At 64.5% G+C, this 20,803-nt stretch carries 17 protein-coding genes and 1 tRNA gene; 6 read left to right on the forward strand and 12 right to left on the reverse strand.

The window, feature by feature from the left end:
- The 5 genes from ACT3TS_RS16765 to ACT3TS_RS16785 all read right to left on the reverse strand — a co-directional run.
- On the reverse strand, nucleotides 1–405 hold a 405-nt coding region (locus ACT3TS_RS16765), incomplete at its 3' end, for a dihydrodipicolinate synthase family protein (RefSeq protein ID WP_444532667.1).
- 98 nt (nucleotides 406–503) lie between these two features.
- A complete protein-coding gene (locus ACT3TS_RS16770; protein WP_444532668.1) occupies nucleotides 504–1,331 on the reverse strand; it encodes an ATP-binding cassette domain-containing protein in 828 nt (275 codons plus the stop codon).
- Complete coding sequence (locus tag ACT3TS_RS16775) at nucleotides 1,328–3,367, reverse strand: dipeptide/oligopeptide/nickel ABC transporter permease/ATP-binding protein (RefSeq protein WP_444532669.1); 2,040 nt, start codon at nucleotides 3,365–3,367, stop codon at nucleotides 1,328–1,330. Before ACT3TS_RS16775 ends, ACT3TS_RS16770 begins: the two co-directional genes overlap by 4 nt.
- Before the next feature lie 3 nt (nucleotides 3,368–3,370).
- The gene (locus ACT3TS_RS16780) at nucleotides 3,371–4,276 is read right to left on the reverse strand and encodes an ABC transporter permease (protein WP_444532692.1); all 906 of its coding nucleotides are present in this window, start codon (nucleotides 4,274–4,276) and stop codon (nucleotides 3,371–3,373) included.
- A 188-nt stretch (nucleotides 4,277–4,464) separates the two neighbouring features.
- Complete coding sequence (locus ACT3TS_RS16785) at nucleotides 4,465–6,087, reverse strand: ABC transporter substrate-binding protein (RefSeq protein ID WP_444532670.1); 1,623 nt, start codon at nucleotides 6,085–6,087, stop codon at nucleotides 4,465–4,467.
- A gap of 438 nt (nucleotides 6,088–6,525) precedes the next feature.
- Here ACT3TS_RS16785 and ACT3TS_RS16790 point away from each other — a divergent pair, with 438 nt between their 5' ends.
- From ACT3TS_RS16790 to ACT3TS_RS16800, 3 genes are all read left to right on the forward strand, one after another.
- Nucleotides 6,526–7,257, forward strand: a complete 732-nt coding sequence (locus tag ACT3TS_RS16790; protein ID WP_444532671.1) for a FadR/GntR family transcriptional regulator — start codon at nucleotides 6,526–6,528, stop codon at nucleotides 7,255–7,257.
- A 158-nt stretch (nucleotides 7,258–7,415) separates the two neighbouring features.
- Entirely contained in the window at nucleotides 7,416–8,153 is a 738-nt protein-coding gene (locus ACT3TS_RS16795) for an alpha/beta fold hydrolase (protein WP_444532672.1), read from the forward strand.
- A 26-nt stretch (nucleotides 8,154–8,179) separates the two neighbouring features.
- A complete protein-coding gene (locus tag ACT3TS_RS16800; RefSeq protein ID WP_444532673.1) occupies nucleotides 8,180–8,980 on the forward strand; it encodes an alpha/beta hydrolase in 801 nt (266 codons plus the stop codon).
- Between the two features lie 115 nt (nucleotides 8,981–9,095).
- Here the strand turns inward: ACT3TS_RS16800 and ACT3TS_RS16805 are convergent.
- Nucleotides 9,096–9,168 (reverse strand) — tRNA-Arg (locus ACT3TS_RS16805).
- Nucleotides 9,169–9,448: 280 nt separating this feature from the next.
- On the opposite strand from ACT3TS_RS16805, the gene ACT3TS_RS16810 reads away from it, so the two are divergent.
- Nucleotides 9,449–11,278 carry a phosphoenolpyruvate carboxykinase (GTP) gene (locus ACT3TS_RS16810; RefSeq protein ID WP_444532674.1) on the forward strand — a complete coding sequence of 610 codons (1,830 nt, stop codon included), beginning with the start codon at nucleotides 9,449–9,451 and terminating at the stop codon, nucleotides 11,276–11,278.
- A 104-nt stretch (nucleotides 11,279–11,382) separates the two neighbouring features.
- On the opposite strand, the gene ACT3TS_RS16815 is transcribed toward ACT3TS_RS16810, so the two are convergent.
- From ACT3TS_RS16815 to ACT3TS_RS16830, 4 genes are all read right to left on the reverse strand, one after another.
- The gene (locus ACT3TS_RS16815; RefSeq protein ID WP_444532675.1) at nucleotides 11,383–12,555 is read right to left on the reverse strand and encodes a globin domain-containing protein; all 1,173 of its coding nucleotides are present in this window, start codon (nucleotides 12,553–12,555) and stop codon (nucleotides 11,383–11,385) included.
- A gap of 109 nt (nucleotides 12,556–12,664) precedes the next feature.
- On the reverse strand, nucleotides 12,665–13,114 hold the full coding sequence (locus ACT3TS_RS16820) for an RrF2 family transcriptional regulator (protein WP_444532676.1): 450 nt from the start codon (nucleotides 13,112–13,114) through the stop codon (nucleotides 12,665–12,667).
- Nucleotides 13,115–13,117: 3 nt separating this feature from the next.
- On the reverse strand, nucleotides 13,118–13,633 hold the full coding sequence (locus tag ACT3TS_RS16825) for a hypothetical protein (protein ID WP_444532677.1): 516 nt from the start codon (nucleotides 13,631–13,633) through the stop codon (nucleotides 13,118–13,120).
- Nucleotides 13,634–13,688: 55 nt separating this feature from the next.
- Entirely contained in the window at nucleotides 13,689–15,113 is a 1,425-nt protein-coding gene (locus ACT3TS_RS16830; RefSeq protein WP_444532678.1) for a phosphomannomutase/phosphoglucomutase, read from the reverse strand.
- A 189-nt stretch (nucleotides 15,114–15,302) separates the two neighbouring features.
- Between ACT3TS_RS16830 and ACT3TS_RS16835 the strand changes: the two genes are divergently transcribed.
- Entirely contained in the window at nucleotides 15,303–17,480 is a 2,178-nt protein-coding gene (locus ACT3TS_RS16835; protein ID WP_444532693.1) for a RecQ family ATP-dependent DNA helicase, read from the forward strand.
- Nucleotides 17,481–17,579: 99 nt separating this feature from the next.
- Here the strand turns inward: ACT3TS_RS16835 and ACT3TS_RS16840 are convergent, their stop codons facing one another.
- Together ACT3TS_RS16840 and ACT3TS_RS16845 are read right to left on the reverse strand one after the other, a co-directional pair.
- Nucleotides 17,580–18,335, reverse strand: coding sequence for an SDR family NAD(P)-dependent oxidoreductase (locus ACT3TS_RS16840; RefSeq protein WP_444532679.1), 756 nt, complete (start codon nucleotides 18,333–18,335; stop codon nucleotides 17,580–17,582).
- The gene (locus ACT3TS_RS16845; protein WP_444532680.1) at nucleotides 18,336–19,235 is read right to left on the reverse strand and encodes a fumarylacetoacetate hydrolase family protein; all 900 of its coding nucleotides are present in this window, start codon (nucleotides 19,233–19,235) and stop codon (nucleotides 18,336–18,338) included. It lies immediately after the preceding gene.
- A 204-nt stretch (nucleotides 19,236–19,439) separates the two neighbouring features.
- Between ACT3TS_RS16845 and ACT3TS_RS16850 the strand changes: the two genes are divergently transcribed.
- Complete coding sequence (locus ACT3TS_RS16850; RefSeq protein ID WP_444532681.1) at nucleotides 19,440–20,801, forward strand: L-fuconate dehydratase; 1,362 nt, start codon at nucleotides 19,440–19,442, stop codon at nucleotides 20,799–20,801.
- Nucleotides 20,802–20,803 lie beyond the last annotated feature (2 nt).

Below are 20,803 nucleotides of genomic sequence, written 5' to 3' on the forward strand. Positions count from 1 at the left end.
CGGCACGTCAACGGAAGCGGCAACCGTGCGGATGTGGCGGCCAGTCTCTTCGGCGTTGCTGATGGCGTAGTACTGGCTGGTTGCCACGATGCCGTCGGCCCCGAGGGAGACCATGCGGCGGGCTTCTTCAACAACACGGTTGGTGGTCTGCTCCACAGCACCGACCAGCAGGGGGACCTGTCCGGCGTTGACGCCGGCGATGGTGGTCAGCACGGTGTCGCGCTCGTCGTTGGTCAGGTGGGTCACCTCGCCGGAGGAACCGTTGACGAACAGGCCTGTCACGCCGCCGTCGAGCAGGTGGCGGGTGAGGTTCTCCAGCGAGGGCACGTCGATGGCGCCTTCGGCGGTGCGGGGTGTGCAAACGGGGGGAATGACGCCCTGGAAACGGGTTGCGACGGTAGTCACGTGAATTGCTCCAAAATTGTGTTGATTATAGGGAAATATGGGGGTCCATGCGCCCTCTCGTGCCGACGCGCCAGCGCCAGCACGAGAGGACATGGGGATTAGATGTGCAGAAGTGACGGCGCAGCGCCGAGAAGCTTCTTCGTGTAGTCGTTGCTGGGATGGTCGAAGATCTGCTCGGCCGGGCCTTGTTCCACGATCTGGCCGTAGTACATGACGCAAATCCGGTCAGAAACGTAGCGGACCGTCTGGATGTCGTGGCTGATGAAAACCATGCCAAGATTCAGTTCCTTTTTCAGGTCCGAGAGCAGGTTCAGCACCTGGGCGCGGACCGAAACATCCAGCGCCGAGGTCGGTTCGTCGGCGACCATGATGTCCGGGCCCAGTGCCAGGGCGCGGGCGATGGCCACACGCTGGCGCTGCCCGCCGGAAACCTGCGACGGCGTGACCTCGGCTGCCGACTGCGGCAAGCCAACCAGCGAGAGCAGTTCGGCAACCTTGGCCAGCCTCGACGCACCGTTGCCGATGCCGTGCACGATCAACGGGTCAAGCAGGATGTCCTGAATGGTCATGCGCGGGTTCAAGGCGGTGGAGGGATCCTGGAAGACCACGGACACTGATCGCCCAAAGGCCTTGCGCATTGCCGCGTTCCGCTTGATGGCGGGCTTGCCACGGAAGAGCACCTCACCGGAGGTGGGCGTCTGCAAGCCAACCAGCACCGAGGCCAGGGTGGACTTGCCGCAACCGGATTCGCCAACAATGCCCACGGTTTCGCCGCGGCTGATGGTGAAGTCAACGCCGTTGACGGCCTTGACGTAGCTGGGCTTGAACAGTCCGCCGGACCGGGTCCGGTGGTGGACGTGCAGGTCCTTCAGCTCGATGACGGGGGAGTTCCCGTCCTGGTTTGCTGCTGTTGCGTGCTTGCTCATGAGGCACCTTCCGTAACTGCTGCGGCGGGAACCGCCGGGGCATCTTCGCGCTTGTGGCTGGCCCAGAAGTGGTCGGTTGTCACGCCGTCACGGGTGATGGGGACAAAAGCCAGCTTTTGTCCCGGATCGGCGTCGGGCCGCTGGGACCGGCCGGCAAACCTGTCGCCGAAAGCAAACTCCCGCGGCGAGGGAACCGTGCCGGGGATCTGATGCAGCCGGACGGCGTCGGACTCGATGGAGAGCACCGCGCCCAGCAGCCCGCGGGTGTATTCGTGGGTGGGGTGTGCCAGCAGTTCCGAGGCCTGTGCCGACTCCACCACCTGACCGGCGTACATGACGGTGATCTTGTGGGCCAGCGAGGCGACCAGGGCAAGGTCGTGGCTGACAAACACCATGGCGAAGCCCAGCTGCTCACGCAGCTCGTTGAGGAGGTCGACCACCTGCTTCTGGACGGTGACGTCCAGGGCGGTGGTGGGTTCGTCGGCAACCACAATCTTGGGCGAGCGGGACAGGGCCATGGCGATCAGCACGCGCTGGCGCTGGCCGCCGGAGAGCTCGTGCGGGTAGCTCTTGAGCGTGCGCACGGGATCCAGCTTCACCATTTCCAGCAGTTCGGCCGGGGTCTTGCGGCCGTTGCGCCGGGTGAGCTGCAGCATCTGGTCCTTGATCAGCATGGACGGGTTGAGTGAACTCAACGCGTCCTGGTAGACCATGGCGATTTGTTCGCCGCGCAGCCCCTCGTAGGCCTTGTTCGAGCTGTGCTTGGTGGCCGGATCCAGCAGTTCCCTGCCATCAAATTTGATCGAGCCGGTGACCTCTGCCGTTTTGGGCAGCAGCCCCATGATGGCCAGGGAGGTGATGGACTTGCCGCAACCGGACTCGCCCACCAGGCCCATGGTTTCGCCTTCGCGAACCGTGAAGGAGACGTTTTCCACAATGGGGGTGTTGTCGAAGCGGGCCGGGAACCGGATGGAGAGGTTCTTGACTTCAAGAATCACGCGGGCTTCGGTGCCAAGCTGCGGCAGCCGGTCCGAACGTGACTGTTCAACGGCCTGCAGCAGCAGCAGTTCCTTGTCCAGGGCCGCGAACGGGTCCTCGATCGCCGCGCGTGCCTGCGCATCAGCCTTGGCGAGTTCCAGAGCGGCAGCTGCCGAACCGTCGTCGTCCTTCACCGGGGCAGCCTTCTTCAGCCGCGGGTTGACCATCGCATCCGTGAGGCCTTCGGCCAGGATGTTCAGGGCCAGCACCGTCAGCAGGATGACAAGGCCGGCGAAGGTGGTTGCCCACCAGCCGCCGGAGAGCACCAGGTTGCGGCCATAGGAGATGACGTTGCCCCAGCTGGGATCGGGGTCCTGGATGCCTGCGCCAAGGAAGGACAGGGACGCTTCGAGGATGATGGCGTCGGCGACCATGACCGTGGCGAACACCAGTACGGGGGCGGCGGTGTTGCGGACAATGTGCTTGACCATGATGTACGCGCGGCCGGCGCCAATGACCCGCTCGGCCCGGACATAGTCCTCGCCATATTGGGAGAGCACATTGGCGCGGACGACGCGGGCAAGCTGCGGGGTGTAGATGATGGCGATCGAGACGATGATGGTGGGCACCGAGTTGCCAAATGCTGTCAGCAGCACGGCGGCCAGGGCGATGCCCGGGAATGCCATCAAGATGTCCATGATGCGCATGATGACTTCGTTGACGGCCTTGGAGGACGTCGCGGCCAATGCGCCGAGGGTGGCGCCGATCAAGATGGCCAGCGCCACGGAGCCGAGGCCGATCATGAGCGAGGCCTGGGCGCCGTACATCAGGCGGGAGAGGATGTCGCGGCCGATGCGGTCGGTGCCAAACCAGTGGACGGGGCCGGGCGCTGTGGCCGGGTCTCCGGTTTCCAGCGGGTCGTGCGGGGCAATCCAAGGGGCCAGAATGGCCACAATGACGATGAAGACCAGGAAGAGCAGGGCCAGTTTGGAGCCCAGGGTCAGGGCCTTGAAGCGCAGGCCAGGCGCGCTGAGCCGTTCGGCAAGTTTGCTACGCATGACTTAGACCGTCCTGATTCGGGGGTTGATGAGCAGGTAAAGAAGGTCCACCAGGATGTTCACGAGCACAAACGTCACGGCGATGACAAGCACCACGCCCTGAACCAGGTTGGTGTCAACGTTGGTGATGCCGTTGAGGATCTGCTGTCCCATGCCGGGCAGGGAGAAGATCATTTCAATGACGACGGCGCCGCCAAGCAGGTAGCCGATGCGCAGGCCCAGCACGGTCACCGGGGTGACCAGGGCGTTGCGGAGAACGTTTTTGGAAACGACGGTTGAGTAGGGAACGCCGTTGCCGATGGCCGTGCGCACGTAGTCGCGGTCCAGTTCCTCAACCATCGAGGTGCGGACCACGCGGATCAAGGAGGCGGACACCGGGATGGCCAGTGCCAGCGCCGGCAGCGTCATGGAGCTGAGCCAGCCGCCGAATCCGTCGGAGGGGTCCGCAAGACCGCCGGACGGGAACCAGGAGTCGCTGCCCAGTGCGAACCACTGGATGAGCAGGATGCCGAGCCAGAAGGAGGGGGTGGCAATGGCGGCAACGGAGAAGATGCGGATGATCTGGTCTACCCAGGTGTCGCGGTACAGGGCCGCGAGGACACCGAAGACGAGGGAGATGACGATGGCGATCAAGACGCCAAGGAACGTCAGCTGCAAGGTCACCGGGAAGGCGCTGGCAATGACCTCGGTGATGGGCTTCTGCGGGGGCAGCGTGTTGCCAAAGTTGCCCGTGATGAGCTTGCCCAGGTATTGGAAGTATTGAATGAAAAGCGGGTCGTTGTATCCGTTGCTCTCGCGGTATTGTGCCAGCGCCTCGGGTGAGGCCCCTTCACCCAGCGCGGCAACGGCACGGTCGCCGGGAGCGAACTGCAGCACCACGAAGACCAGCAGGGTGACACCCAGGATCATCAGGGGTAGTGCTGCGAGCCGGCGTCCCAGCAGTCGCAAAAAGTTTGCCAATGTACTTACTCCGGTTCTATTTGCAGCGGCCCGGCGGGGGGACCGTGTGCTGCGTCATAGTGAAAATGGTGAGAGAGCGGAGGGGCCGTGGCCAGTGGTGGGCCACAGCCCCTCCGGTCTGTGATGAAGCGTTGAAGCTATTCCGTGCGGCCAACGCCGACGAAGGAAATGCCGGTGGTCGGCAGCGGCTGGAAGCCCTTGAGCTTCTTTGAATCCCAGGCGGTCGGCAGCTTGCGGTGGAAGATCGGGTACAGCGGTGCTTCTTCGGCAACGATGTTGATGATCTCGCTGTAGAGCTTTTTGGCGTCAGCCTCGGGAGCAGCCAGGGCCGCATCCAACTTGGTCTGGACTTCCTTGTACTCTGCTGAATCACTCCAGGCGAAGCGGTTCTTGGCCCACGTGTCGCCGCGGTAGAACCAGCTCAACAGGATGTCTGCGTCGTTGCCGAACACGGAGGGGTCACCGGGGGCTGCGAGCACGTCGTACTTCAGGCCGCTGACCTTGTCCGGTGCGTAGACGGCTGCCGAAGCCAGGGGCTCCAGCGTGGTCGCCACACCGATGGCATCCCAGTCCTTCTTGATCAGCGGGATGACGTCCTTGACCCAGGCGGTGTCCGTGCTGGTCAGGGTCAGCTTCAGGCCGGTGACGCCTGCTTCGGACAGCAGCGACTTGGCCTTGTCGACGTCGTACCCGTAAACGGTGGACGCCTTCTGGTAGTTGGGGCTGCCCTCCTGGAAGTACGAAGTTGCGGCAGCCGCATTGCCCAGCAGCGCGGTCTTGATGATGGCTTCCTTGTTCAGGGCGTAGTGCAGTGCCTGACGAACTTCCTTCTTGTCGAAGGGTGCCTTGGACAGGTTGAACATGAGGAACAGCAGGCCGAAGGACTGCACGGACTCAACATCGACCTTGTTCTTGAGGGCGTCGACGTCCAGGTAGGGGACGTCCTCGATGGCCTGGACGCGGCCGGACTGCATGGCGGTCACGCGGGCCGAGGCATCGGAGAGCAGGAACCAGGTCATGTCCTTGGCCAGCGCCGGCTTGGGGCCGTTGTAGTCGTCGTTGCGGGCGAAGACGATCTTGTCATCCTTGGCAGCGGAAACGAACTTGTACGGGCCGGTGCCGATGGGCTTGGCGTCGAAGGCCTTCTGGTCTGCGGAGGCAACAGCCTTGGGCACAACCTTGACCACGGAGATGCGCGGGCCGAAGCCGGCAAATGCGGTGTTCAGCTTGAACTCAACAGTCTTGTCGTCGACGGCCTTGACGGAGTCGATGAAGAAGATGAACTGTGCGAACAGGGCCTGGTTGGCCGGATCGAGCACGCGCTCGAACGAGTAGGCCACATCCTCGGTGGTGACGGGGGAGCCGTCGTGGAACTTCGCACCTTCGCGGATGGTCACCTGGTAGGTCTTGTCGTCGACCTTCTTGGGGTCTTCGGCGGCGAGGGCGTTGTAGGGCTCGCGTGTTGCCGGGTGGAGTTCCACCAGGCCCTCGAAGATGTGCAGGTTGGCGGCCATCGGGGTCGCGCCCGATGAGCTCATCGGATCGAAGCCGGTGGACAGTGAGTAGGAGATGCCAGCTTCAATGCTGAGATCCTTGTTGACTTCACCGGTGTTGGTGGTGTCCTTGGCGGAGTCGGTGGAGGACCCGCAGGCTGCAAGGGTTGCGGTGAAGGCGGTGGCCGCCCCAAGGACGCCAGCGGCCTTGAGGAATGTGCGCCGTGACGCGGGGGTTACAGGCAGGTTCTGAAGAGTATTGCTCATTCTGTGGACTCACCATTTCGTCTATTGGTTATCGGATGTAGGACGTCCGATGCTTATGGTAAAACTGTAATAGCCATCACAAGGATTGGTCAAGTGAGGCGGCGGTCTCATTTTGGTCTCGGTTGCTCCGCACACAAGGCGCCGTTTTTGTTGGCAACCGCAACCATTTCCCCTTGCGGTCCTCCGCTGTTGTTGGCGGAGTGGATGCGGGAGGGGTCGGGGAGCGGTGGTGCCGGGAGCGGTGGCTATATGCAAGTGGTCGGACATCCGATATTCTATGTCTTAGATCATCCCGCACGAAGTTTCCGGCGCGGCCCGAGGGCCGCAACGGCACGGCCATGGGGGCTGATGCTATCGCGGGGGAAGGATTGCCCGTAATATCGCCATTAAAGTGAGAAACGCGCGCATCAAGCGACACACATTTTCTGAGGAGTTTTGTTGTCCATCTCGACGGTAGCGCCGAAGGCCCGGTTCAGTGCCCAGGCACGGCTTCGCGCATTGCAGGCAGACATTATGGAACTCATCCTTGAACGGGACCTGGACGCGGGTGATCCCATGCCCACGGAGAGCGAACTGTGTGAGGTGTTGGGCGTTGGCCGCAACACGCTTCGCGAGTCGCTGAAGGTCCTTCAGGCGTTGGGGGTCATTGAAATCCGCCACGGCTTCGGCATGTTTGTTGCCCCCAGCAATTTTGACGCGCTGGCAGACGGGCTCACGTTCCGTGGCCGCCTCTCGTTGCGGCATGAAGGCCTCGAAGCCCTGCAGCTCGTTGATATCCGCGAGGCACTGGAGTCCGGGCTTATCGGGGCCAGCATTGCCGTTGTCACAAAGGAGCAATTGGCGGGCATCGAGGCGGCAGTGGCCAAGATGGAGGAGCTGGCCGCCCGTGGCGAGCCCTTTGCCGAAGCCGATGCGGAGTTCCACCGCCTGCTCTTTGAACCGCTCGGCAACGACCTCTTGATGAACCTCATGAGCGTGTTCTGGAAGGTCTACCGCAAGATCCACGTGCAGGTTGGCACCGGCGGCTCAGACCTGCTCCACACGGCAGCACAACACCGGACCATCTACGAAGCGGTTGCCGCCCAGGACGTCGCAACAGCGTCCCAGATGCTCAGCAGCCACTTTAACGGCATCCGTGCCAAGATCCGGGAGTTCGTCGAGGCAGAGTAAGGCACTCGCTTCGCCCCGGGTCGGCCTCCCGGGCTTGCTTCCCGGCCTGGCCGGTTCCGTCCCGGGCCCTGGCCGCCACCCCTGCCGGGTTCCCGCCGTCATCAGCGCCTTCATGCGCGGCGCCATCCGCCGGCCCGAATCTCGGCGATACTGTCATTATGAGTGTGCGCGAAGTTGTTGTCTCCGGACACGTTGTTGTCACCACCGACACCGACAGGGAAGCCCGGCAGACGTTTCTCCTGGTGCACGGAATTGGCATGGGGATGTCTTATTTTGCCCAGCTCAGCACGGCCCTCGAGGACCATGGCCGTGTGGTGGCCCTGGATCTGCCCGGCTTTGGCGATGCCCCTGAACCCGAACATGGGCTGTCAATGGCCCAATTGGGTGCACTGCTCATCGAATTTGTGGAAGTTGAAGGCCTCGACCGTCCCGTTCTGGTGGGCCATTCCATGGGCACCCAGGTGGTGGCCGAGGCGGCGGCGCAGCGTCCGGAGCTGTTCCCCGAGGTGGTGCTGGTGGCTCCCACGGTGAACCGGCACGAACGCACCATTGGCAGGCAGGCGCTGCGCATGGTCCAGGATCTTTTTGGTGAAAGCCCCACGGTGATGGTCCTGGGCATGCAGAACTATGTGAAAACAGGCCCACGGTGGTTTATCAAGAAGCTGCGCAGCATGATGGAGCACACGATTGAGCAGACCCTGCCCCGGATCCGGGCGCACACCCTGGTGATCAGGGGCAGCCGCGACCACGTCTGCCCGCAAGATTGGGTCGAGGAAGTGACCGCGTTGATTCCGGACGCGACGATGGTCGAAGTTGACGGCCGCCGACACGAAACCATGGTCAAGGACGGCGTCTGCGTGGCCGAATACATTCTTGCCCACGTGGGTGCCCGATGAACACGGCCGCCGGGAATGGGCGCTGAATGAAGGGCCCGGGGCGGCTCGGCTGGTGGCTGCGCGATTACGTCTACGCGGGCTGGCGGCAGCTGCAGTCGGTCTTCCGCCGCAGCACCCCGACCCGTTATTCCACCGGCGACCCCGGGCTGCCGGCCATCGTGCTGCTGCCCGGCGTCTACGAGACCTGGCTGTTCCTTGAACCCGCAGCCACCCGACTCAATGCCGCCGGATTCAAGGTGTTCACCGTCCCCGAACTCGGAACCAACCGCCTCACGGTGCCGGAATCCGCTGCGCTGGTGACGGCGGCGCTCGCGAAACTGGCCGCCGCGCACGACGTTTCCGCGTTCATCCTGCTGGCGCACAGCAAGGGTGGGTTGATCGGCAAGCACGTCATGCTGGATGCAGAATTACTGAAAGCAGAGTTGCTGAAGCACGACGGCGAAGGGCGGCTCCCAGCCCCGGCCCGCCCAGGTGCCGACGCCGGTTCCGCGGAGGTTGCCCGCCCGGTGAAGGTGCTGGGGATGGTGGCCGTGGCGGCCCCGTTCTCCGGTTCCCCCTATGCCCGCTACCTGCTGTCCCGGACGCTGCGGGACTTTTCGCCGGCCGACGTCGTGCTTGTTGCGCTGCAAGGACAGAGAGCGCTGAACCACAAGGTGGTCTCCATTTATCCTGAGTTTGATCCGCACATTCCCGGTGGCAGCGCGCTGCCCGGGGCGGTGAACGTGCAGCTGCCCATCTCGGGGCACTTTCGCACGCTCGGGGACAAGGCTGTCCTGGCCGCCGTCGAGCAAGCCGTCGCAGGGTTCGGGACCAAGCCCGGCCACTGACCTGCATCGGGCATAACCGGGGTGGCACGCTGGTCCTGCGTCGGCCCGGGATAGCGGCCCCGAGGCTTAAACAAAAAAGAGTCCCAAACCGAAATTTGGGACTCTTTTTCTAAAGTGCGCGCGAAGGGACTCGAACCCCCAACCTCCTGATCCGTAGTCAGGTGCTCTATCCATTGAGCTACGCACGCATATTCAGTTTCTTTGTTTCTTTGTTGACCCTCGGGCCGTGAATAACTCTAACCCGACTTGACCCCAGTGTACAAATCGGAAGCGCAGTGTCCTCCAACACTGTACCGGTCTACGTGATCTGGCTCACAAATCCTGACTGTGCCAAAGTGCAAGAACCGCGGAAAGTCGGGGGATAGGTGGTGTGCCGTGTGGGTACGTCCCATATCCCTTGCCCAGAAAGTCGGAAAGTCGGGCCATAGCATTTAGACATCACCTACCCACCCAATGAAGGGAAACACAATGGGCCACGCGCCAGTGCAGGAATCCGTTGAGCAGGCAATGACAACCCATGGGGCCCTTGCAGCCTGGGTGTCCGAGGTGGCCGCTCTGACCTTGCCGGAGAACATCCGCTGGGTGGACGGGTCTGCGCAGGAATATGCCCTGTTGACGGACCACCTGGTGAACGAGGGAACCCTGACCCGCCTCAACCCGGAACTGTTCCCCAACTCCTTCGCGGCATTCTCGGACCCCAAGGACGTGGCCCGGGTCGAAGGCAGAACCTTCATCTGCTCCGAAAAGGAGAGCGACGCCGGCTTCACCAACAATTGGATGGAACCGGCCGCCATGAAGGCGATTCTGGACGAAAAGTTCGCCGGCAGCATGCGCGGGCGCACCATGTACGTCATCCCCTTCGTCATGGGCCCGCTCGACGCCGAGGACCCCAAGTTCGGCGTGGAGATCACAGACTCGGCCTACGTGGTGGCCTCGATGCGCATCATGGCAAACATTGGCAGCGAGGTTCTGCGCAAGCTTGAGGAAACCAACGCCTTCTTCGTCCCGGCCCTGCATTCCGTGGGAGCGCCGCTGGAAGACGGTCAGCAGGACGTGGCGTGGCCCTGCAACGAGGAGAAGTGGATTGTCCACTTCCCCGAAGAGCGTGCCATCTTTTCCTTCGGCTCCGGCTACGGCGGCAATGCACTGCTGGGCAAAAAGTGCTTTGCACTGCGGATCGCGTCTGTCATGGCCCGCGATGAGGGCTGGCTGGCCGAGCACATGCTCATCCTCAAGCTCACCAGCCCGGAGAACAAGAACTACCACGTGGCGGCAGCCTTCCCCTCGGCCTGTGGCAAGACGAACCTGGCCCTGCTCGAACCCACCATTCCGGGTTGGAAGGCCGAAACCCTGGGCGACGACATCAACTGGATGCGCTTTGGCAAGGAGGGCGAGCTGCGTGCGGTGAACCCCGAGGCCGGCCTCTTCGGCGTGGCTCCCGGCACAGGCTGGGCCACCAACCCGAACGCCATGGCTGCCATTGTCAAGGGCAACTCAATCTTCACTAACGTTGCCTTGACCGACGACGGCGGTGTCTGGTGGGAGGGCATGACCACCGAGGTGCCCGCACACCTGACGGACTGGCAGGGGCAGGACTGGACGCCGGAGTCCGGCCGGCCGGCAGCCCACGCCAACTCGCGCTTCGCCACGCCCATCGACCAGGTCGACATGCTCTCCAGCGACTACTTCTCGCCGGAGGGTGTGGAAATCAACGCCATCTTCTTTGGCGGCCGCCGCAAGACCACCATCCCCCTGGTCACCCAGGCCCGGGACTGGACCCACGGCATCTTCATGGGCTCAACCCTGTCCTCGGAAACCACCGCCGCCGCCACCGGTGCTGTCGGTGTTGTGCGCCGGGATCCCATGGCCATGCTGCCGTTCATCGGCTACGACGCCGGGGACTACCTCAAGCACTGGATCGAGCTCTCGGGCAAGGCCAACCAGGACAGGCTGCCGAAGATCTTCCTCGTGAACTGGTTCCGCCGCACGGCGACCGGCGGCTTTGCCTGGCCCGGATTTGGCGAAAACAGCCGCGTGCTCAAGTGGGCAATAGAACGCATCGAAGGCACGGCCGACGCCGTCGAAACCCCCATCGGGTTTGTCCCGGCCCCCGGTTCCCTGGATCTGGACGGACTGGACGTCGCGCCGTCGGACGTGGTTGATGCACTCAAGGTGGACCCGGAAGAATGGGAAGCCGAGCTTGCCGGGATCGACGAGTGGTACGCCCGTTTCGGTGGCTCCCTGCCGGCTGAAATGGCGGCCGAACTGGCAGGCCTGAAGCAGCGCTTCGCGGCTTAACGGACGGAAGGGACCCAGGCTCGACCGGTGTGGTCAAACCTGGGTCCCTTTGCCGTGCCGGGGTTCCTGCGAGGGAACGCCGGCACCGCCGCACCGGAGTGCAGTTAGTTCGCGGCGCCGGAGAGCCACACATCGGGGCCGAATACCTCGTAGTGAATCTTCGTTGACGGGATGCCGGCATCGATGGCCTGGTTGCGGATGGCCTTCATGAACGGCAGTGGCCCGCACACGTACATGGAGGCGTTGCCGGGCAGGTCAAGGCCGTCAAGCGACATGAACCCCTTGTTGAAGCCCGCGGTTGGCTCCTCCAGCCACAGCTGCAGCCGGGCCCCGGCAATGGCGTCCACGTCGCTGGTCATCTGCTCGCGCAGCGCCCAAGCCTCCAGGTTCTTCTCGGCGTGCAGCACCAGAATCTCACGGTCGGCGCCGGTGGCGGCGAGCGAGCGCAGCGCCGACGCGGAGGGGGTGCAGCCAATTCCGGCCGTGGCAAACACGACCGGGCCCTCGCCGTCGAGCGTCACGTCGCCGTAAGGATTGGAAAGTTCGACGACGTCCCCGACCTTGACGTTGTTGTGCAGCACGGGTGAGACCTCGCCGCCGTCGTCGCGCTTGGTGGTGAACACGCGGCGGGTGGTGGACCCGGCGTCGGCCGACAGGGAGTACTGGCGGCACTGGAGCAGGCCGTCGGGAAGGGCGAGCCGGACGCTGACAAACTGGCCGGGCCGGGCGATGGTGACAGGGGTGTCGTCGGCGGGTGCCAGGACAAAGGTGACGGCGTCGGTGCCGGCCTGACGCTTTTCAACGACTGTCCAGGGCATCCACATCTTGTCGTTGGCTTGAATCGCGTAGAGGCCTTTTTCAATCTTGACCAGGGCGTTGGCCATGAGCCAGTAAACCTCGGTCCAGGCCTCGGCGATCTCGGCGGTGATGACGTCCGCGAGTTCTTCGGCGATGGCCTCGAAAAGGTACTTGTAGACGATCTCGTACTGGTCCTCGGTGATGCCCAATGACGTGTGCTTGTGCGCGATGCGGCTGAGCATGGTCTCGGGGACAAGGTCGGGATTGGCGATGAGGGCTGAAGCGAAACCGGCAATCGAGCCGGCCAAGGCTTTCTGCTGTTCTCCGTTGTTTTGGTTGGCACGGCTGAACAAGCCGTCCAGGAGTTCGGGGCGTGCGGCAAGCATCCGGCTGTAGAAGTTCGGGGTGATGGCACCGAGTCGCGAGCCCACCAAAGGCAGCGTGGCAACGATGAGGGGGCGCGATTTTTCCGAAAGCATCTGTACTCCTTGGGTAAAAGTCATGGTGACAATCCCAAAGTAGCATTTCAGATGCGTGTTTAAATCGGCTATTTCTACAAGATGTAGAAAATGCCCGGCTTGGCGCGGTTCAGTCCGGACGCACTGTGCTTAACGTCACGGGAACGGGGCCGATTGCAGGCTTAACAGCCAGTGCCTGGATCGTCACATCGTCCAGCGAGGCGTAGAAGGCCTCACGGGCGTGGTTCAACGCCCCGCGCAGGCCGCAGTCTTGCACCAGGGGGCAATCGCCCATGTCGGTTTCGCACTCGGCGACGTCGCGGTGGTCGTCGAGCTCGCGCAGCACGCGGCCGACGGTGGCAACCCTGCCGGCGGCTGAGATGCGCACACCCCCGCTGCGGCCGCGGATGGCCTCCACCAGCCCCATCTGGCGCATCCTGAGCACAGCCTTCGTCACGTGGTTGTACGGGGTTCGCACCAGTTCCGCCAGCTCACGGGTGGTGGGAAGTTCGTCGTCGGGCATGGCGCTCAACACCATTAAGAGACGCAGGCTCACGTCCGAGAACGAGTTAATGCGCACAGGCTAGACCCAGATCGCCATCTCGCCGGCTTCGAGGAAGGGATTGCCAAACTCCCAGCCGGTGGGCTCCTGGCGGTAGGGCCGCACGGCCGAAACGCACACGCCCGTGCTGTGCTCTGCCATGACGTGGATGGCGTCGGTGACGTCGTCCGGCAGATGAATGTCACAGACGACGGCGGCCGCCCGGTTTTGATCGCGCTGTTGCGCCAGTGCCTCGAACAGGTCCGCGATCATTTGGTCGGCATCGAGCTCGGCTTCCACCTCGCCTTCCACCGTGTTGGGGGCGACGGCAACCAGGCTCAGTTCGCCGTCGTGCGTCAGCACCAGCCCAACCGGCAGGAAGGCGCCGTGGGCTTCCAGCTGCTCCCCGGCCACGCCCAGGGCGGTGCCGATGAGCTTGTTCAGGTCGTCCTGGACCAGTGCGTCGGCGCCGGTCTGCTCGGTGGTGTTCTGGTCAGGGACGGTCTGCTCAGGAGTGTTTTGCTCGGTGCCGTCCTGTTCAGGGGTGTTCTGGTCCATCGGTAAGTCCTAACAAAGTGAGTTGGTTGGTTTCGTTGCTCGCGGGCAGCGGGTGTTACATGCGCACGATGGCAAGGACTGCATCGCGGATGTCGGCCATCGTGACGGCGTCAACGGCTTCTGCATTCAAGCGCAGGAACGGCTCCGTGTTGGAGGCGCGCAGGTTGAACCACCAGGCGCCATCCTTGGCTGTGAACGTCAGGCCGTCAAGCTCATCGACGATGACGTCGTCGGTCGTGTAGGTGGCACGGACCCTGGCGACGGCGGCCGGGACGTCGGCAAGCTGCGAGTTGATCTCGCCGCTGGAGACATAGGGCTCGTATTCGCGGCCCAGTTCGGAAAGCGGGCCGTCCTGCTCGCCCAGGGCGGCAAGGACGTGCATGGCCGCCAGCATGCCGGTGTCGGCGTTGAAGAAGTCCCGGAAGTAGTAGTGGGCCGAGTGCTCCCCGCCGAAAACAGCGCCCTCGGCGGCCATGGTGGCCTTGATGAAGGAGTGGCCCACACGTGTGCGCACCGCCCGGCCGCCGTCGTGGCTGATCAGTTCGGGCACCGCACGGGAGGTGATGAGGTTGTGGATGACGGTGGGGTGTTCCTCGCCCGCCTTTTGTGCGCGGGCGATTTCCCGGCGGGCCACCAGTCCGGTCACGGCCGACGGCGAGAGCGGCAGGCCGAGCTCGTCAATGACAAAGCAGCGGTCGGCGTCGCCGTCGAACGCCAGACCAATGTCGGCGCGGTGTTTGAGGACCGCAGCCTGCAGGTCAACCAGGTTGGCCGGTTCCAGCGGGTTGGCGGGGTGGTTGGGGAAGGTGCCGTCCAGCTCAAAGTACAGCGGGACGATCTCAAGGGGCAGGCCCGGCAGCAGCGCGTCGCCAAGAACGGCGGGGGTTGTCATGCCGGCCATGCCGTTTCCGGCGTCGACAACAATCTTCAACGGCCGGGACCCCGAAAGGTCGACGAGCTTGCGCAGGTACAGGGCGTATTCCTTCAGGACGTCGGCCTCGCCAATGCCGCCCATGGTGCCGCCGGGGGTTCCTGCTGGAATGCCGTCGGCCAGGTAGGACTGGGCCAGGTCGCGGATCTCGAACATGCCTGTTTCCGAGGAGACCGGCACGGCACCGGCCCGAGTCATCTTCATGCCGTTGTATTCGGCGGGGTTGTGGCTGGCCGTGAACACCACGCCGGCGGCATTGAGCACGCCGGAGGCAAAGTAGAGCTCGTCGGTGGAGATCAAGCCGAGCAGCTTCACCGTTGCGCCACGCCCGGCGGCGCCTTCGGCAAATGCCTGGCAGAAATCGGGGGAGGAGGGGCGCATGTCGCCGCCCACGAGGACCGTTTTGCCCTCGAGCCCAAGTACGTCAACAAAGGCCGCACCCACGGCCCGGACAGAGGCGGTGGTGATGGTCTTGCCGACAAGCCCGCGGACGTCGTAGGCCTTGAACGAGTCGGACAGGTCAACCGGCGAATTCTCTTCAGTAGTCACCCCACCATCCTAGCGCCGGAGGACAAACGGGCGCCGCTGGCGGCCAAAAGGGTGTGGTTATCCACAGTTTGCTCCGGAGCGGGGCCGCGTGTCGGCGGCCGCTGTAATACTGGGGGGATGACGATGCAACCAGCACCCGGCACTTCCGCGGCCGATTTGTCCAACTATTCTGCCGACCAGGGCTACTCAATGGAGGCGGACCTTCCTGCCGATGCCGGGTCGGATGCCCGGTCAGAAACCTCAGATGCCCGGTCAGATACGCGGGCGCAGGCGCTTGAGGTGCTGCGGGCGCTGGTGGGCAGGCAGGACGCGGTTTTTCACGACGGCCAGTTTGAAGCCATTGAAGCCCTTGTTGACTCCAACCGCCGGGCGCTGGTGGTTCAACGCACCGGTTGGGGCAAGTCGGCCGTGTACTTTGTCGCTTCGCTGCTGCTCCGCGCCCGGGGTGCGGGCCCCACCTTGATTGTGTCCCCGCTGCTGGCCTTGATGCGCGACCAGGTGGCCGCCGCCGAGCGGGCAGGGGTGCGGGCCATGGCCATCAACTCGGCCAACGCCACCGACTGGGGCGATGTCGCTGCCGCGTTGGCAGCCGACGAGGTTGACGTGCTGCTGGTGTCCCCGGAAAGGCTGACAAACCCGGCATTCCGGGAGAACCAGCTGCCCACCTTGATCCAGCGCACCGGGCTGTTGGTGATTGACGAGGCCCACTGCATCTCCGACTGGGGCCACGACTTCCGCCCCGACTACCGCCGGATAGCGGACTTGATCGCCCAGCTGCCGGCCACCGTCCCGGTCCTGGCCACCACTGCCACGGCCAATTCGCGCGTGGTTGCCGACATTGAAGAGCAGCTCGGGGCGGGTGTGTTCACGATTCGCGGACCCCTGGCCCGAAAGTCCCTGCGGCTCGGCGTGCTGCGGCTGGCCGACTCCCGCGACCGGCTTGGCTGGCTGCTCACCCATTTGTCCGAACTGCCGGGCAGCGGCATCATCTACACCTTGACGGTGTCCGCGGCCGAGGACACCGCCCGGCTGCTGGCGGAGGCCGGGCACGTGGTGAAGGCGTACACGGGACGCACCGACACCATGGACCGCGAGGCCTTGGAGGAGGCGCTCAAGAACAACCAGGTGAAGGCGCTTGTTGCCACCAGTGCTCTTGGCATGGGGTTTGACAAGCCCGACCTGGGCTTCGTTGTTCACTTGGGGGCGCCGTCGTCCCCTGTTGCCTACTACCAGCAGGTGGGCCGTGCGGGTCGTGGCAGCGCGAACGCCGACGTGCTGCTGTTGCCGGGCAGCGAGGACGCCGAGATTTGGCGGTACTTTGCGACCGCGTCCATGCCGGCCCAGGACAAGGCCATGGCCGTGCTTGAGGCGCTGGGGGAATCGCCCAAGCCCATGTCGACCCCTGCCCTGGAAGCCCGGGTTGACCTGCGCCGGACCCCGCTGGAGCTCCTGCTGAAGGTGCTGGCCGTGGACGGGGCGGTGCAGCGGGTCTCCGGCGGCTGGGAATCCACCGGCCAGCCGTGGGTGTACGACGAGGAACGCTACCGCAGGATTGCCCAGGCCCGGGTGGATGAACAACAGTCGATGGTTGAGTATGAGCGCATGTCGGGCTGCCGGATGGAATATCTGGCGGCCGCGCTCGACGACGACACGGCGGCTCCCTGCGGCCGTTGCGACAACTGCACCGGGCGCTGGTTCAACGCCGACGTGGGCTCCGGTGCGGCGGAGGCTGCGGGGGAGTCGTTGCGGCATGCGGGACTGCCGCTTGACCCGCGGGCCATGTGGCCCACCGGCATGGACAAGCTCGGCGTGCCCGTGAAGGGCAAGCTCAAGGCCGACGAGTTGCTGTCGACCGGGCGGATCCTTGCCAGGCTCACCGACCTGGGCTGGGGCAACGCATTGCGGGCCATGTTTGCTGCCGGGGCGCCCGACGCACCCCTCGACCCGGCCATGGCCCAGGCCGTCGTGGGCGTGCTGCGCGAATGGGGCCAGGCCGGGTGGGAAGGGTCGGGACGGCCCGTTGCCGTGGTGTCGATGCCGTCGCGTGCCAAGCCCCTGCTGCTGCAATCCTTTGCCCAGGCCATCTGCGAGATTGGCAGACTGCCTTATCTGGGCGGGATGTCCCTGGAATTTGGCGGACCCACGGGGGCCCGCGGCGGCAACAGCGCCTACCGGCTGGCCGGTGTCTGGGAACGCTTCTCGGTCGGGCCCGAACTTCAGGCGGCGCTCGCAGCCCATCCCGGCGGCCCGGTCCTGCTGCTGGACGACCTGGTCGACAGCCGGTGGAGCCTCACGGTGGCCGGCCGCGCCCTGCGCCAGGCCGGCGCGGACCAGGTCCTGCCGCTGGTGTTGGCCCAGGCCGGCTAGTCCCCACCGTCAGCAAGTGGCCCGCAGTTGTGGTTGTAAAACACGTGATTTCACGGTGTTTTACAACCACAACTGCGGGCCACTTCTTGTTGCTGGGTGCTACCCGACGGGGCGCAGGCGCAGGGCCTGCATGCCGCCGTCAACCGCGATCGAGGTGCCCGAGGTGGAGCCCGAAAGCGGGCTGGCCAGGTAGACCACGGCGCCGGCAACTTCGTCGGCCGTGACCAGGCGCCCGTGCGGCTGGCGGGCGTTCAGCGCTGCGCGTTCGGCGGCAGGGTCGTCCGCCTGGGACAGCAGCCGGCCAACCCAGGGGGTGTCTGCCGTGCCGGGGTTGACGCAGTTGACGCGCACGCCTTCACGCAGGTGGTCGGCAGCCATGGCCTGGGTCAGCGACAGGACCGCGCCCTTCGTGGCCGAGTACAGGGCGCGCTGGGGCAGTCCGGCCGTGGCCGCAATGGAGCAGATGTTCACAATCGCGGCACTGGTGGACTCGCGCAGGTGCGGCAGTGCGGCGCGGGACACCCGGACCATGCCGACGACGTTGATGTTCCAGACGCGGGCCCATTCGGCGTCGTCGTTGTCTTCCACGGAGCCGATCGCGCCAATGCCCGCGTTGTTGACAACAATGTCCACACCGCCGAAGGCCGCCACGGTGCCGTCGATCGCCGCGGTGACGGAGACGTCGTCGGACACGTCGCAGGCAAAGCCCAGCTGGCCTGCGGGGAGATCCGCGGGGTTCAGGTCAAGGACGGCGACCTGCGCGCCCATGGCCTGGAGCTTCGCGGCAATCGCGGCGCCGATGCCTGATGCGCCGCCGGTGACAACGGCTGTGAGGGTGGACAGTTCCTGGCTCATTCAGGCCTCCTGGATGTTGCTGTCGGCAGTTTTGGTGCCGGCGCGGAAGAATTCCTGGCGCTGGCGGCCAAGGCCGTCGATTTCAAGTTCGACGACGTCGCCGTCCTGGATGTAGGGGAAGCGCCCCGAGAGGGCGACGCCTTCGGGGGTGCCGGTCAGGACCACGTCGCCCGGTTCCAGCACCATGTACTGGCTCAGGTGGTGAATGACCGTGGGGACGTCAAAGATCAGATCTGCCGTGTTGGAGTCCTGCCGGGGTTCGCCGTTGACCCAGCTTTTGAGCTGCAGGCTGTTCGCGTCCACCTCGGCTGCCGGCACGAACCACGGGCCCAGCGGCGTGGACTTCGGCAGGGACTTGCCCTTGGTCCACTGGCCCGCGGCACCGGGGATCTGGTAGTCGCGCTCGGAGAGATCGTTGGCGATGACGTAGCCGGCCACGGCGCCGGCAGCTTCCTCCAGGGTTGAGAGGTAGCTGACTTCGCTGCCGATGACGACGCCCAGCTCCACCTCCCAGTCGTACTTGGCAGCCAGCGGCGGGATCGGTGCAGCGTCAAAGGGGCCGGCCACGGTGTTGTTGGGCTTCAGGAAAACCACCGGAATCGTCGGCGGCAGGGCGCCGGACTCGGCGGCGTGCGCGGCATAGTTCATGCCGATGCAGATGACATTGTTGGGCCGGGCGATGGGGGAGCCGATGCGCAGGGCGGCAGCATTTTCCAGCACCGGCAGCGTCCCGTTTTCCAACGCGGTGCGCAGGGCGGCCACGCCACCGCCGGCCAGGAACGCGCCGTCGATGGTGTCGGTTACCGGGCGGGCGTCGTAGTGTTGCTCGGTTCCGGCGGAGTCGGCGGCAATGACCACGGGAATTTCCCGGCCCTGCCCGCCAAGACGTGCAATCTTCATGGAATTCTGTCCTCTGCAACCGCAATTTGGGCGGTTCTTGTTGTTGGCGGCCCCTTGCAGGAGCGTAACATCTGAGCTTTAGGCTTACTTTACCCACACTATGCAGCGATTTTCGCATTATGTCTCATATTGACATGCGAAACATCGGATGTTTAGCTTGAGCTAACTTTTCAGCACTTTTACCTCTTCTGCAGGGAGCAGCCCGTGAGTACAATCATCGCCGTGGAGACCAGCGACGTACGGTTTCCTACGTCCCGTGACCTCGATGGCTCGGACGCCATGAACCCGGATCCCGACTACTCGGCGGCCTATCTGCGGATTGTGACGGACAGCGGGGACGGGCATGAGGGGCACGGTTTCGTGTTCACGATCGGCCGTGGCAACGACGTTGAAACTGCTGCCATCAAGGCGCTCACCCCGTACCTGCTGGGCCGCAGCGCCGAGGAACTGCTCGATAACATGGGCGCCACCTGGAAGGAGCTGGCGCACGATTCCCAATTGCGCTGGCTCGGACCGGAAAAGGGCGTCATGCACATGGCCATAGGGGCCGTGGTGAATGCACTGTGGGACCTCAAGTCCAAGCGCGCAGGCCTGCCGCTGTGGCAGCTGCTGGCCCGGATGAGCCCCGAGCAGCTGGTCGACCTCGTTGACTTCCGCTACCTGAGCGACGCCCTGACGCGTGCCGAGGCACTGGAGATCCTGCGCAATGCGGAAGCCGGCCGCGACGAGCGCACCGCCACCCTGTTGGCCGAGGGCTACCCGGGTTACACCACCACACCTGGCTGGTTGGGGTACTCGGATGAGAAGCTGACCCGTCTGGCCCACGAAGCCGTTGCCGCCGGCTTCAAGCAGATCAAGCTCAAGGTGGGCGCCGACCTCGGCGATGACGTGCGCCGACTGCGGACGGCCCGTGCCGCCGTCGGGCCTGACATTAAAATTGCCGTGGACGCCAACCAGCGCTGGGACGTGGCGGAGGCCATCGAGTGGATGAAAGAGCTTGCGCCGTTCGACATTGCCTGGATTGAGGAGCCCACCAGCCCGGATGACATTTTGGGCCACGCAGCCATTGCCCGCGGCGTGGCGCCGATCCCGGTGGCCACCGGCGAGCACGTGCAGAACCGTGTGGTTTTCAAGCAGATGCTGCAGGCCGACGCACTTCAGGTGCTCCAGATCGATGCGGCCCGGGTTGCCGGCGTGAACGAAAATGTCGCCATCCTCCTGCTGGCCGCCAAGTTCGGTGTCAGGGTCTGCCCGCACGCCGGCGGGGTTGGCCTGTGCGAAGCGGTCCAGCACCTGTCGATGTTTGATTTCGTGGCAGTGTCGGGCAAAAAGAACGACCGCATGATCGAGTTCGTGGACCACCTCCACGAGCACTTCACCACTCCCATCGATGTCCGTGACGGCTGTTACTGGCCGCCCGCTGCCCCCGGTGGTGGCAGCGAAATGCACGCAGCCTCGATCGCCGAGTTCACGTTCCCCGACGGCGCGTTCTGGGTCGCGGATGCGGCCCGAGACGCCGCCGCGGCCGCCGGAACCGCAGCCGCCGACGCGAAGGAACTGGTCTAGAC

Source organism: Specibacter sp. AOP5-B1-6 (assembly GCF_052376555.1).
GTDB lineage: Bacteria > Actinomycetota > Actinomycetes > Actinomycetales > Micrococcaceae > Specibacter.

Bases quoted from the DNA above. Each gene is read 5' to 3' on its own strand.
- ACT3TS_RS16770 (WP_444532668.1), bottom strand. From the start codon at position 1,331: ATGAGCAAGCACGCAACAGCAGCAAACCAGGACGGGAACTCCCCCGTC.
- ACT3TS_RS16775 (WP_444532669.1), bottom strand. From the start codon at position 3,367: ATGCGTAGCAAACTTGCCGAACGGCTCAGCGCGCCTGGCCTGCGCTTC.
- ACT3TS_RS16780 (WP_444532692.1), bottom strand. From the start codon at position 4,276: ATGATCCTGGGTGTCACCCTGCTGGTCTTCGTGGTGCTGCAGTTCGCT.
- ACT3TS_RS16785 (WP_444532670.1), bottom strand. From the start codon at position 6,087: ATGAGCAATACTCTTCAGAACCTGCCTGTAACCCCCGCGTCACGGCGC.
- ACT3TS_RS16795 (WP_444532672.1), top strand. From the start codon at position 7,416: ATGAGTGTGCGCGAAGTTGTTGTCTCCGGACACGTTGTTGTCACCACC.
- ACT3TS_RS16800 (WP_444532673.1), top strand. From the start codon at position 8,180: ATGAAGGGCCCGGGGCGGCTCGGCTGGTGGCTGCGCGATTACGTCTAC.
- ACT3TS_RS16810 (WP_444532674.1), top strand. From the start codon at position 9,449: ATGGGCCACGCGCCAGTGCAGGAATCCGTTGAGCAGGCAATGACAACC.
- ACT3TS_RS16815 (WP_444532675.1), bottom strand. From the start codon at position 12,555: ATGCTTTCGGAAAAATCGCGCCCCCTCATCGTTGCCACGCTGCCTTTG.
- ACT3TS_RS16825 (WP_444532677.1), bottom strand. From the start codon at position 13,633: ATGGACCAGAACACCCCTGAACAGGACGGCACCGAGCAAAACACTCCT.
- ACT3TS_RS16835 (WP_444532693.1), top strand. From the start codon at position 15,303: ATGGAGGCGGACCTTCCTGCCGATGCCGGGTCGGATGCCCGGTCAGAA.
- ACT3TS_RS16840 (WP_444532679.1), bottom strand. From the start codon at position 18,335: ATGAGCCAGGAACTGTCCACCCTCACAGCCGTTGTCACCGGCGGCGCA.
- ACT3TS_RS16845 (WP_444532680.1), bottom strand. From the start codon at position 19,235: ATGAAGATTGCACGTCTTGGCGGGCAGGGCCGGGAAATTCCCGTGGTC.